General features: G+C 42.2%; 13 protein-coding genes. 8 read left to right on the top strand and 5 right to left on the bottom strand.

Annotation, left to right across the window (positions count from 1 at the left end; all coding sequences use genetic code 11):
• Positions 1–82 precede the first annotated feature (82 nt).
• Entirely contained in the window at positions 83–958 is an 876-nt protein-coding gene (locus G4P69_RS25640; protein ID WP_208352128.1) for an MBL fold metallo-hydrolase, read from the bottom strand.
• 212 nt (positions 959–1,170) lie between these two features.
• Here G4P69_RS25640 and G4P69_RS25635 point away from each other — a divergent pair, with 212 nt between their 5' ends.
• Positions 1,171–1,617 (top strand): hypothetical protein, encoded by a 447-nt coding sequence (locus G4P69_RS25635; RefSeq protein ID WP_208345903.1) that lies wholly within the window; start codon positions 1,171–1,173, stop codon positions 1,615–1,617.
• Between the two features lie 70 nt (positions 1,618–1,687).
• Here G4P69_RS25635 and G4P69_RS25630 read toward each other — a convergent pair whose 3' ends face one another.
• Together G4P69_RS25630 and G4P69_RS25625 are read right to left on the bottom strand one after the other, a co-directional pair.
• Positions 1,688–2,713: an ABC transporter permease gene (locus G4P69_RS25630; RefSeq protein ID WP_208352116.1), complete on the bottom strand. Its 1,026-nt coding sequence runs from the start codon at positions 2,711–2,713 to the stop codon at positions 1,688–1,690.
• Positions 2,714–2,715: 2 nt separating this feature from the next.
• Positions 2,716–4,371: an ABC transporter substrate-binding protein gene (locus tag G4P69_RS25625; protein WP_208352114.1), complete on the bottom strand. Its 1,656-nt coding sequence runs from the start codon at positions 4,369–4,371 to the stop codon at positions 2,716–2,718.
• Between the two features lie 341 nt (positions 4,372–4,712).
• Between G4P69_RS25625 and G4P69_RS25620 the strand changes: the two genes are divergently transcribed.
• From G4P69_RS25620 to G4P69_RS25605, 4 genes are all read left to right on the top strand, one after another.
• Positions 4,713–5,048 carry a hypothetical protein gene (locus G4P69_RS25620; protein ID WP_208352110.1) on the top strand — a complete coding sequence of 112 codons (336 nt, stop codon included), beginning with the start codon at positions 4,713–4,715 and terminating at the stop codon, positions 5,046–5,048.
• A gap of 499 nt (positions 5,049–5,547) precedes the next feature.
• On the top strand, positions 5,548–7,086 hold the full coding sequence (gene psbB / locus G4P69_RS25615) for a photosystem II chlorophyll-binding protein CP47 (RefSeq protein WP_208352107.1): 1,539 nt from the start codon (positions 5,548–5,550) through the stop codon (positions 7,084–7,086).
• Positions 7,087–7,310: 224 nt separating this feature from the next.
• Positions 7,311–7,415 carry a photosystem II reaction center protein T gene (locus G4P69_RS25610; RefSeq protein WP_208352104.1) on the top strand — a complete coding sequence of 35 codons (105 nt, stop codon included), beginning with the start codon at positions 7,311–7,313 and terminating at the stop codon, positions 7,413–7,415.
• A 487-nt stretch (positions 7,416–7,902) separates the two neighbouring features.
• Entirely contained in the window at positions 7,903–8,934 is a 1,032-nt protein-coding gene (locus tag G4P69_RS25605) for a 30S ribosomal protein S1 (RefSeq protein WP_208352102.1), read from the top strand.
• A gap of 128 nt (positions 8,935–9,062) precedes the next feature.
• Here G4P69_RS25605 and G4P69_RS25600 read toward each other — a convergent pair whose 3' ends face one another.
• Positions 9,063–9,236, bottom strand: a complete 174-nt coding sequence (locus tag G4P69_RS25600) for a hypothetical protein (protein WP_243903058.1) — start codon at positions 9,234–9,236, stop codon at positions 9,063–9,065.
• Positions 9,237–9,259: 23 nt separating this feature from the next.
• Between G4P69_RS25600 and G4P69_RS25595 the strand changes: the two genes are divergently transcribed.
• A complete protein-coding gene (locus G4P69_RS25595) occupies positions 9,260–10,564 on the top strand; it encodes an ABC transporter substrate-binding protein (RefSeq protein WP_208352099.1) in 1,305 nt (434 codons plus the stop codon).
• A gap of 23 nt (positions 10,565–10,587) precedes the next feature.
• Here G4P69_RS25595 and G4P69_RS25590 read toward each other — a convergent pair whose 3' ends face one another.
• The gene (locus tag G4P69_RS25590; RefSeq protein ID WP_208352097.1) at positions 10,588–10,989 is read right to left on the bottom strand and encodes a hypothetical protein; all 402 of its coding nucleotides are present in this window, start codon (positions 10,987–10,989) and stop codon (positions 10,588–10,590) included.
• Between the two features lie 234 nt (positions 10,990–11,223).
• Between G4P69_RS25590 and G4P69_RS25585 the strand changes: the two genes are divergently transcribed.
• Positions 11,224–12,126 (top strand): M23 family metallopeptidase, encoded by a 903-nt coding sequence (locus G4P69_RS25585; RefSeq protein ID WP_208352095.1) that lies wholly within the window; start codon positions 11,224–11,226, stop codon positions 12,124–12,126.
• A 97-nt stretch (positions 12,127–12,223) separates the two neighbouring features.
• Positions 12,224–12,775: a late competence development ComFB family protein gene (locus tag G4P69_RS25580; RefSeq protein WP_208352093.1), complete on the top strand. Its 552-nt coding sequence runs from the start codon at positions 12,224–12,226 to the stop codon at positions 12,773–12,775.
• Positions 12,776–13,109 lie beyond the last annotated feature (334 nt).

The raw sequence follows: 13,109 nt of genomic DNA, 5'->3' as shown, positions 1-13,109 counted from the left end.
AGCCAGAGGCTACGCCCCTACAGGTTTGAAACAACCATTATTCGTTAATACATCACCAATGACTACTCTAAATAAAGTATTGTTAAGCTGATTCCATCCACTGAATACACTTGTTCATCTGCTGGGTCATGATTTCGTAGGTATCAGCATGGTATCTACGCCCGTGACCTGGCAAAACCCATGTGAAGGAAAAATTAGCCAATTTACGCATTGACTTAATTTGTTCTGGGTAATAATACCAGCAGTAATCACGAAAGGCAATCAGCTGATTTAGTTCATCAGACCACGCTAGATGGTCACCAGTAAACAGGAACCTGTTTTTGTACAATAAAACAGTATGCCCTTTGCTATGACCTGGAACTGGGATAATTAATAAATCAGGACTCAGTTCAAATGACTCTGTCCCAGTAAGTTGTATTTCTACATCCTGAGTACCAGATGTGATGTCGTCCCGATGAAGAATGCGACTACAGTTAAAATGTTCAGCAAATTTTCGGTGATCAGCAACATCATCTCTATGGGTTAAGTACATATAACGTATTCCCCCCATATTCTCGAACTGCTTGACCAACGGGGGTGCAAAACGAGGAGAATCAACTAAAATATTCCCTTCTGGTAGCTTAATAAAGTAGCTGGTAGCGCCATAGGATTTCTCTGAATGATAGCCGCAATCATAAACGTTTTCTTCTATAAGAATCGGAAAAGTTTGTTGAGCGGCTTTAATATCTTTAGGCGTCTCAATTGTGCCAATCGAACTAGTAGGACAAGCCAACAAAGCTTGCAGTGCTAGTAATCTTTCTGTGTCGTTAACTGGTTGGTGATAAACTGCTGATTGTTCACCTGCTTCTATAAACACCTGTGGAGCCATCCAACGGCATGTATCACAATCAATGCAGGAAGTATCGACATAAAAATCGCCACTGACATTTTCCCGGCGACTTAGATTTGAACGAGCCATATAAAACCTCTTTCACCCAGCCGCTAATAGCTGAGTGATAAAACCTATATAGCTACGCTAGCAAAATTACAGCAGCAAGCTTGTGGTCAAAAAATTATCTTGATTTGTGACTTACAACTTACGGCGAGATGAACTTCAGTCCGAGGAAAGATTTAGCCACTGAACCAGATGACGTAAAAATAGGATGCTAAATCTCAAGGAAATTGTATTCTATGAAACTCAATTATTTTACGAAACGGCTCTCTACTGTAGGACGTTTTCTGGCTACAACTCTGCTTTGTGTGATAGCGATCGCCTTCGCTTGGAACGGTACCTTTTTCTCTAATACCGCCGCAATGGCTGATCCTGCTGTTAACTTAATTGCATCGTCAGATTTAGGCGATCAAGTTCAAAATAAAGTCAGTAAAGATGCAGGGAGAGCCAAGGGTTTCATCGAAGATACAAAACAAAAGGTTAAGGAAGCCGCACGTACAAATGCTGCTCGCGTTGACGAAGCAGATGATAGTGGCAGCTATATAGAGCGTAAAGCAAAAAGAGATGCTGGTCGAATTGAGAGACGAGCAAACGAAGATGCAGCTCGTACAAAAACCGCAGTAGATAAAACAAAGAATGTTGTCGAACAGGCTGTTGATAACATCAAGGATGCTTTTAATAAGTAGATAATAGCTGTAAAGTAGGGGCAAGAGTATCAAAATATTCCTGCCCCAAATATTATACGTAACTAAGTTTTCAATACTTAATCCGTGGATCTATATACGCATTGAGGATATCGATCAAAATACTAGCAAATACAACAATCACTGCGAAAAATACGAGTACTCCCTGTACTGTAGGATAATCTCGCAACGAAATAGCTTCATAGAGTTTATTTGCTAATCCAGGCCAAGAGAATGTAACTTCTGTTAAAATTGCTCCACCTAACAAAGACGCGAAGGTCAAACCTAAGACAGTAACCACAGGAATTAAAGCATTTTTTAGAGCATGGGAAACTAAAATTTTTCTTTCAGGAATTCCTCTTGCTCTCGCTGCTTCAACATAATCCGCTCGTAGGGTTTGCTTTAAATTAACTCGGACAATTCTCTCAAAAATACCACTAAGCAGCACCCCCAAAGTGATACTAGGAAGGGCAAGATAATGTAATGCAGTGAAAAATTGGGTGAAGTTTCCACTCAAGAGGCTATCTATTGTATACAAACCAGTGAAACCAGCGGGGGTGGCTAAAGATGAAGGAAAGCGTGTTCCTAATGGAAACCAACCTAGCTGGACTGAGAAAATTAATTGCAGAATCATCCCCATCCAAAACATGGGGAGGGAGTACGTGATTATACCAAATAATCTCCCTCCGACATCAATAAAAGTTCCAGGACGGGAAGCAGAAAGAGTACCAATTCCAATCCCGACTATGAGAGCGATCGCCATACTGCAAAACGCTAACTCCATCGTAGCTGGGAAATATTGCCCAATAACTTCCCACACTGGTTGTCCCCGACTCGTCAAGGAAGTGCCTAAATCTAAGCGTAGCAGTTGCCCAAGATAATTCAGGTACTGTAGCCACAACGGAAGGTTCAAACCCAGTTGTTTTCGCAATTCTTCTTTAGCACTTTCCGGTGCACGTCCGCCTAGAATAGCATCTGCTGGATCTCCTGGAGTTGCACGCAGCAAAAGAAATACTATTGTCGTGATCGTCCATAACATCAGTGGCGCTAAAAGTAAACGCATGATGATGTAATATTGTAAAGCTCTAGAGCGAGACATGACTATTTTTTAATTGTTTTGTAAATAAGATTTTGGGTGGGGTCAAGTGTAACACCGCTAACACCTTTACGAGCAAAAACATAGTCTTTGTTTTGCCATAAAGGAACGTAAGGAACATCTGTTGCGACTAACGCTTGAATATCGGCGAAAATTTTCTTACGTGCTTCGGGGTTTTGTTCTCGGCGTTGTTGAGCAATTAACTTATTCATTGTCTCGCTGTAGTAAAATGACCCCTGAGATTGACTTCCACCTTCTTGGCATCCTTTTGCATCTGAACCTTTTGGACAATCTAAAAATGGCTGGATGTAGTTATCTGCATCCAAAAAGTCTGGATACCAATCAAGTAAAGCCACTGGATAAAAACCTTTGGTAATTTTATTGAAGAACGTAGCACCTTCAACAGGGCTAATTTCAAGTTGCAGCATTCCGTCCATCTTTTGATCAGCAAGAGCTTTAATTGTCTGAGCAGCTAAAGCACGGGTAGGCGAACTAGTAGGATACCAAACTTGTAATTTTGCAGGATTTGCTTTTGAGAAGCCAGCAGTGGTTAGCAATTGTTTAGCTTTATCAGAGTTCCCATCACCGTATTTATCTTTAAAAACGGATTGGTAAACATTAAATGTTGTTGGTACCATGCTGTATAACGGTTGTGCTTGACCATATAAAACTCGCTGCATAATTAATGGGCGATCGATTAGCAACGCCACAGCTTGTCGAACCTCTGGCTTATCTAACGGCTTTTGATTGCGGTTTAAAACCATGTAACTTACTACACTACCCTCAGCAGTAATTGCTTGCCAATCACCTGTTTTGGCGCTTTGCTCCAAGCTACGAATTTGGTCAGGTTCTAGAGACAAGTAAGCTACATCTACGGCACCAGTCCGAAATGTGTTAAATAAATTCGCTGGACTGCTAAGAATTTGAACATTAATGCCTTTATTCACTGGTTTTTCTCCCCAGTATTTGTCAAAGACATCAAACTGTAGTGAATCAGTACCAAATTTTGCTAATTTATAAGGACCAGTCCCGATAAAGATATTCGGTTTAAATTTCCCTGTACCAACTTCGTAAGCTTTAGGTGAAACTGGACAAACACCAGAAAATGCTAGTAGTGACGGAAATGCTGCAAACGGTTTTTTCAACTTGATTGTTAACTCATAGTCGGCTGTGGCTTTTACTGAAGCTACGATATCTTTGAGTAAGAAAGATGGTTTACCACCGTTTCCGATAAAGCGTTGAATGCTCAACTCCATTGCTTTAGCATTAAAAGGAGTATTGTCGTGAAACAAAACTCCTTTTCTTAGAGGAATTGTGTAAGTTAAACCATCAGGACTAACTTTGGGTAATGCTGTCGCTAACTGAGGTTTGATTTCAGTTTTACCTGGTTCATAGGTGTAGAGGCGATCGCTCATGTTGTAAACTAAAGCGAGAGACGCTAATTCATAAGCATCTGCTGGATCAAGAGTACGCGGTTTCTGTGTCGTACCTATAGTTATCCGACTATCCCCCGTTGCGGTGTTAGCAGAACTAGATAATGGTTGTGTATTTGGTTGTTGGGGTGTGCTGCAACTCTCGACCAAAAACAAACATAAGCAAAATAAAGAAAGAAATTTTGTAACTTTGCCCCACCGTTTGACGAACAAGGAAAACCAGGTCATAGCATTGGAATTTTTAAACGACAGTGGTCAGATATTGTACTATATGATGCGTCTCTAAAAGATTTGTAAAATTTTTTATAGTTATTTCATAGAAAAATTCCAACTTGTATGTAATGGTGTAAAAGCGATTCATTGAAAAGGTTTTTATTTAATTAAAAATACAAATATTTACTAAATTTGTTTTAAATTCATAATTATCCAGGGTGTAAGTTGGTTAAGCTTTTCCACGAGCTTAAGCTATTTAAATAATGGTGAGCAGAGGAGAGCATTGATACTACTCCTGTTAAAGTGGATGATTCTAGATTGACAAACAGCAACAACCTAATAGCGAGACTAACAGCGTGAAGTACTTCTTTCTATCTGAGGGTTGGACAGTTGGCAGAGTATGGGCATCTGATGGACTGTGGCAGGTAACAGCATGGCGACGCCAGCCAGAAATCCAGCAAATGAATATTTGCTTGATAGAGCAAGGCGAAGTGCTATGGCTATATCGGGTTGAAGATGCCATTTTAACTGTCGAGGTCAAACCAAAAACACTAGTACCAGTAGGTACACCCAGTCAAAGCATCGGTCAAGTAGTACTCAAGCGTTTAATGAGTGCGGAACAAGTGATTGAGCGTTTGGGTACTGCTGAAGCCAGGTGCCAACTGCAAAATATCCAATCTGTTGTGCAGTAATAGGGCATGGGGCATCGGGCACAGGGCACGGGGGAGCCAGTGCGGTGGACGGGTTTCCCAGCATAAAGCACCTGGCGTCATCGGGCATGGGAGAGTAGGGTAGGAAAAAAAGGCAAATCATATGCAGTATTGGCTCCTTCGCAAAGACCGACCGATTTACTGAATATAATTTTTCTCCCCTGTTCCTATGCCCTATGCCCTATGCCCTATGCCCCATGCCCTATGCCCCATGCCCCATGCCCCATGCCCCATGCTACGTAAAAGCTCCTATTTCCACGCTTGCAAAGAGATCCATCATATAGTTACACTTTTTAAAACATTCTCATTTTTGCCAAAAAACCCACACAGTACCGTTCATAAGAACATAAGGTGGGATAAATTTAAAATGGCAATAACAAAAAACAATCATAGAAGACACGATTTGTGGCTTCCGCTGCTTGTAACCAACTGGTAAGAAAATTACTTTGTAAACAAAAATCATCGAGGAGGAGCGTAGTCGATGGGACTACCCTGGTACCGAGTACACACGGTCGTTCTGAATGATCCGGGGCGATTGATTTCTGTACACTTGATGCACACAGCTTTAGTAGCAGGCTGGGCTGGTTCAATGGCTTTATATGAGCTAGCTATTTATGATCCCAGTGATGCAGTACTCAACCCCATGTGGCGTCAAGGAATGTTCGTGCTACCCTTTATGGCACGTTTAGGTGTTACCCAATCTTGGGGTGGTTGGAATGTTACTGGCGGTCCATCAACTGATCCTGGTTTCTGGTCATTTGAAGGAGTCGCCGCCGCTCACATTGTTCTTTCAGGTTTACTTTTCCTAGCTGCTGTTTGGCACTGGGTTTACTGGGATTTGGAACTTTTCCAAGATCCCCGTACAGGTCAACCAGCTCTCGACTTGCCAAAAATGTTTGGCATTCACTTGTTCTTATCCGGTCTATTGTGTTTTGGTTTTGGTGCTTTCCACCTCACGGGACTATTTGGCCCGGGTATGTGGGTTTCTGACGCTTACGGTTTAACTGGTCACATACAACCAGTAGCGCCAGAATGGGGACCAGATGGCTTTAACCCTTATAACCCTGGTGGTGTCGTAGCTCACCACATTGCCGCTGGTATCGTTGGCATTATTGCTGGTTTATTCCACCTAACAGTACGACCGCCTGAAAGGCTCTACAAAGCCTTACGGATGGGGAATATTGAAACTGTACTTTCTAGCAGTATTGCAGCCGTATTCTTCGCAGCATTCGTTGTTGCAGGTACGATGTGGTACGGTAGCGCCACCACCCCGATTGAACTGTTTGGTCCTACCCGTTATCAGTGGGATCAGGACTACTTCAGGCAAGAAATTAACCGTCGCGTAGAAGCTAATATTGCTGAAGGCGCAACCCCGACTGAAGCTTGGTCCGCAATTCCTGAAAAACTTGCCTTCTACGATTACGTGGGCAATAGCCCCGCAAAAGGTGGTTTGTTTAGGGTAGGTCCGATGAACAACACCAATGGTGTTGCTGTATCTTGGCTTGGTCACCCAGTATTCAAAGATGCTGAAGGAAGAGAATTGTTTGTAAGACGTCTTCCCAACTTCTTTGAAACATTCCCAGTAGTTCTTACTGATGCAGACGGTGTTGTCCGTGCGGATATCCCCTTCCGTCGTGCAGAATCTAAGTACAGCTTTGAGCAAGTTGGTGTGACTGTAGATTTCTACGGTGGCGATCTGGGTGGTCAAAAATTCACAGATCCAGTCGACGTCAAGAAATATGCTCGTCTAGCACAGCTTGGCGAACCCTTCTCATTTGATGGTGGTCAAAGTACCGGCATTAAACCTGATGGTGTATTCCGCAGTTCTCCAAGAGGTTGGTTCACCTTTGGTCACGCCGTATTTGCTCTACTATTCTTCTTTGGTCATATTTGGCACGGATCTCGGACACTATTCCGAGATGTGTTTGCTGGTATCGACCCAGACTTAGAGGAGCAAGTTGAATTCGGTGTCTTCCAAAAAGTTGGTGACTTGACCACTAGGAAGAAAGAAGCAGTCTAGCAACTAGGGTCATGGGGCATAGCAACAGTGAACAGTAAACAGTGCTCAGTAATCAAGACGTATAGTGCAGTGTTTGGCGTTGCGATAAACACATTACTCTGGACTGATAACTGATAACTGATAACTGATAACTGTTTAAGAACCCCATGCCCAACCTTGTTGGCTCATATTCGTTGTAGCTTGATACACTATCATTGTGGGCTGGATAGGTAGGAAATTTTGATATGGAAAGCGTAGCGTACATCTTGGTTTTGACCCTAGCAATAGGGACTTTATTCTTTGCGATCGCGTTTCGCGAACCCCCTCGCATAGAGAAGAAAGACGAATAATTTAGTTAGCTATTACCTCTTAATAGCTAAATTTTAAAAATTTTTAACCGCTGCTTAGTATAATTAATGACAGCGGTTATTTTTAATTGGGGATAGGGCATAGGGCATGGGGCATGGGGCATAGGGCATAGGGCATGGGGCATGGGGCATGGGGCATGGGGCATGGTAGAAAAAAAGGCTATTTTCAGTATTTAAATTTTTTTAGCACTAAAGATTTCCCGGCATAATTGATATGTTCTATGTATTGCCCAATACGCAATGCCCTATGCCCCATGCCCTATGCCCCCTACTCCCTCTTACTCAAGACTAATGATCAATTAAGAAATATTTGATATAATTCACTGTCTGGCAGATAACGCGTGCCCAGATCTGTTTTTGTGCGCTAGGATAAGAAAGGATGTAGGTGTAGCTTGCCCGAAAGGCCTTTGCATATACATCGCGCTTGTGGCAAAAACTTTACGGAGAACAAAACCAGGAAACAATCAGCATGGTCAATCAGAAATTAACCGCTACTGAAATTGGATTTACTCACGACGATTTCGCTGCTCTACTTGACAAGTACGATTATCACTTTAGCCCGGGCGATATCGTACCAGGTACAGTTTTCAGTATAGAGCCACGCGGCGCACTGATTGACATAGGTGCTAAGACGGCAGCATATATACCTATACAAGAAATGTCTATCAACCGGGTGGATAGCCCGGATGAAGTTCTACAATCAAACGAAACGCGTGAATTTTTCATTCTTACAGATGAAAACGAAGACGGTCAGTTAACGCTTTCCATTCGCCGTATTGAATATATGCGGGCTTGGGAAAGAGTACGTCAGCTCCAAGCAGAAGATGCTACAGTTCGTTCTGGCGTTTTTGCTACTAATCGTGGTGGTGCTTTGGTGCGTATTGAAGGATTACGGGGCTTTATTCCCGGTTCTCATATAAGCACCCGCAAACCTAAAGAAGAATTAGTGGGTGAAGAATTACCTTTAAAGTTCTTAGAAGTAGACGAAGAACGTAACCGCCTCGTACTGTCTCACCGCCGGGCTCTGGTTGAGCGTAAGATGAACCGCTTAGAGGTCGGAGAAGTCGTGATTGGTACAGTACGTGGTATCAAACCCTACGGTGCCTTTATTGACATCGGTGGTGTTAGTGGTCTACTTCACATATCCGAGATTTCTCACGAGCATATTGATACACCTCATAGCGTGTTCAATGTCAATGACGAAGTTAAAGTTATGATCATTGACTTGGATGCAGAACGCGGTCGCATTTCGCTGTCTACCAAACAGCTAGAACCTGAACCTGGTGACATGATTAAAAATCGTGATCTGGTATACGATAAAGCAGAAGAAATGGCTGCTAGGTATCGAGAGCAGATGCTGGCTAAACAGCAAGGTGCTACCGCAGCTACAGCAGTTTCTCCTGAAGGAGAAGTTGTTTTAACTGAGGAAATTCCACCGGCTGTAGAAGAAGACATTCCCTCAGCTATTGAAGATGAAATTCCCGTAGCTATTGAAGAATAACTTGTTTGCTGTTGTTATAGAAGCGCGAAATATTAGTGGGTTATGAACTTTAAGTTCAGTACCAATGATGAAAATTTCTTTTCAGAATAACTAATAAGATGTGAAAAAGAGGGAAAATCCCTCTTTTTTCATTTGTTTAGGTGCTGACTTTGAATTGGTAAAATAATCACCGAGTCTGCTTTTTCCACCCGCCAATATTCCAGGATTTGTCCTGTTTCATCCTGTAGATGCTCGCCAATTACTGTCACCCATTGGGAATGCAGTTCTAAAAATCTATCTTGAGTTTGCCAACGCGTATTCATCGATAAAAAAAGGATTTAGCAAAATGGGAATTGGCTTAGCACATAGAATACCAAAAATTAAAATTCACATAAAAATATTTTTTGCAGTTTTATTGGGGATCATCCTACTTTCGATTTTACCCGCCATATCTCAACGACCAGTGGTCTTAAATTTGTTGATTACTGCGCCTGATGCTGAACCGTGGAAAAACGGTATACTTAAGGACTTTGAAGCAAAAAACCCAGGCATTCGCATTAATCTAGTTGAAGGGCCAAATGCCACTAATTTGCTCGAAGATCTTTATACATCAGCTTTTATTTTGGGTGATTCTCCGTATGACTTAATTAACATGGATGTAATATGGACACCCAAATTTGCGGCTGCTGGATGGTTATTAGATTTAAGCGATCGCATCACAAAAGAAGAGTTAGCAGCATTTTCGCCCAAAGATTTAGAGGGAGGACGTGTTGAAGGTAAACTATATCGAATTCCCATGCGTAGCGATGTGGGAGTACTCTACTATCGAGAAGATTTACTAAAACAAGCCGGTTTTAAACCACCAGAAACCTTTTCGGATTTACTTAAAATTTCCCAAGCTTTACAAAAACAAGGAAAAATTAACTGGGGTTATGTTTGGCAAGGGCGGCAGTATGAAGGATTAGCCGCGATGTTCGTGGAAGTACTAGAAGGTTTTGGAGGATTTTGGGTGAATCCTAAAACCTTGGAAGTCGGACTAGATAAACCAGAAACATTGCAGGCGATCGCCTTTCTTAAAGAAACAATTGAAAAAGGAGTTTCACCTCCTGGAGTGACGACGTATATAGAAGAAGATACAAGACGCTTTTTCCAAAGTGGTCAAGCAGCTTTTTTACGAAGTTGGCCTTATGTTTGGCCTTTGGCGAACGCAGCAAATTCTCCTATCAAAGGTAAAATTGGCATTAAACCAATGGTAGGTACCACACCCGAAGCTGGAGCAGCTAGTTTAGGCGGCTGGGGTTTAGGAATTGCCAAATCCTCTAAATATCCGCAAGAAGCTTGGAAAGCAATTCAATACTTAACAAGTGAACAAGCACAGCGTCAATTCATTTTAAATGCTGGTTTTGTACCTAGCCGACGTTCATTATTTACAGATCCACAAATTGTCGCCAAATACCCCCACTACCCAAAACTTCTAGAGATAGAAGATAAAGCAGTTTTACGCCCACCGATTCCCCAATATGACCAAACATCCGATATTTTGCAACGTTACCTCAGTGCTGCACTCACAAATCGGATGACTCCAGAAAGCGCAATGAAGGCTGCTGCTTATGAAACTAGGCAATTGTTGAAGATGGGGCATGGGGAATAGGGCATGCCCCATGCCCCATGCCCTTAAAAATGAGATACTGTTACATTAATTTCTCCACGATTATTGGTATCGAGTGGAGGTTTAGGAACTGCCAAGGGGTTTACTGTGGTAAGCTGTGGGGTTTGGTTAGGCTTTTCGTTGAAAAATTTCTTAAAAGAAGTAGATGGATCTTTGAGAAAGTCGAGAGGGTCAAGCGATGGTTGATTATGTACTGATGGGATTGAGTTAGTAATTTGTTTTAGTCTGTTGGTTTGGCTAGTCGCGTTACCTTGATAACTATTGATCGTAGCTGGTTGAGTAACTAGAGCAGCAGCCTTACCAGAAGAAGTTTCGTGATCCGGAGCACTGACTTCGTTCGCATAAACTCTTTGACTAATAGTTATGGCACTAACTAGGACGATTAAGGTTGTAAATGAGTACTTCATATTAAGTCCAGTAATACGTCAGAATAACAGAAGATTTAAAAGTTTTAACCTTTCTTAAGGTTTGTACCTAGATGATTATGGTAAGTAGATGAGAGAAATCCTCCTTATGTACAAAAGCCTGTAAAAGATAAAAACTTAATATTTATTTTTTATTCTAAACCTGGCAAACTAGTCCTGATAATAAGCTAGTCTGTCTTTCAACACAGAGACTATAATTGTTCAAACCTCCTGATTATGCCGATTTCGTATAGTGCTACTGATTTAAGGAAAAAGCGTAGAACTAATAATATTTTATTAGGAATACTCGCTGCTTTTCCAGTGGCATTTGCATTACCTGTAAATGCTTTGCAGGTACGTATAACTCCATCTAGTCCTCATTTAGGGGATACACTTTCGATTATCATTAATCCGGATAATCCTGCTTCTCCTAGCACAACTCTCAAAGTGGCTAGTGGTGAAAACACTTACCCAGCATTTGAAATTAGTTCAAATGAGTACCGAGCTTTGATCCCCACAACACCATTAGAAAAGCCTGGAAAAAGAGTTATCCGGGTGATAGTAGATGGAAAAGAGCAGAATTTATTGGTATTGGTGCATGATCGCTCTTTTCCTGTGCAGCGTATTAATTTACCTCCAGGAAAAGCCGGGGTTGATGCTACTGAATATGAGCTTAAGCGTGTAGCAGCTCTTAAGGCGTTACAGACACCGGAAAAGTATTGGGATGGTGTTTTTATCAAGCCAAATACTGGATCAATAACGACAATATATGGTGTACGCCGTTACTATAATGGTAGATTTGCAAAGGACTATTATCATCGTGGCATTGACTACGCAGGTGCAGCAGGTTCACCTGTTGTTGCACCAGCTGGTGGACGTGTCGCTTTGGTAGGAAGAGTTTCCCAAGGGTTTAGAGTTCACGGCAATGTAGTTGGCATTGACCATGGTCAAGGAGTAACAAGTATTTTTATGCACTTGAGTCACATTAATGTTAAAGAAGGAGATATTGTCAAACCAGGTCAATTAATTGGCACGGTTGGTTCAACCGGGGCTTCTACTGGACCACATTTGCACTGGGGTCTATATGTCAATGGGCAATCTGTTGACCCAACACCTTGGAAAACCCAAGAATTTAAATAGTAACCTTTTGCTAGTGATTTTATACACAATTGGGGCAAAATAAATTGGATTGGTACCGTCCCTACCTTTATTGGGTGGCTGAAAAATGATGAGCATTATGAGTATTGAAAAAATTGTAGAGCAAGCTCTCCAGGATGGTTATCTGACACCAGTAATGGAAGCAGAAGTCGGGCGCATCTGTGATAATGCGGTGGAACTCTCTATAGAAGAGTACATGGCGTTGGATCGGCTAATGGGAGCACTATTAACTGGTGAAGTAGTGGCGGTATCGCGCAAACAGTTTATTAACGTGATGGAAGAATTAGTTCTAACAGAAGCGATCGCCCGTGTAGCAGAGATTGAAGCGACTAGCGAAAGTTCTCTTGATGTTGGAGACATTGCTGCTTACGCCCTTAATCGTTTACCTCCTCTTTATGCGACTACAGAGGAAGGTGCTAACTACCAACGTCAAAGAGCCAAAGCTGAACTGCAAGAATTGATCGTTCAACAAGTAGGAGCAGCTATTGTTCGTAACATTGATCGACCTAATGATGATAGAACGCCTGTTGGTGGGGGTAAAAGTACTAACGAAATGTTACTGGGGCAAGTCAGCGCCTTACTTCAAGCTTACGCTCCCCATTTTGAGGAAAAAACACAATCTCAGCAGTAAACAGGGGCATGGGGCATGGGGCATGGGGCATGGGGCATGGGATGGAGTAGAAGAATTACATCATCGGTAAATCTGTCTTTGGGAAGGAAGTCAATACTGCTTGATAAAGCATGAGTTTTCCTGCCATCCCCGATACCTGATACCCGATACCCCATGCGCGATGCCCTATGCCCTATGCCCTATGCCCTATGCCCCCTGAATTAAGATCTGGAGTTTGGACTAATCCGGTTTCGACCAGCAGTTAACAAGCAAGGGCAGGACAGAGGGACTCAACTTCAAATTTGAAGCTGAGTCAAGCGGCAGGATCAAGAAATTAGCCGAAACTAAGCAGCAG

It is taken from the genome of Aetokthonos hydrillicola CCALA 1050, from assembly GCF_017591665.1.
Taxonomy (GTDB): Bacteria; Cyanobacteriota; Cyanobacteriia; order Cyanobacteriales; family Nostocaceae; genus Aetokthonos; species Aetokthonos hydrillicola.
This window is presented reverse-complemented; position numbering and strand designations above follow the sequence as displayed.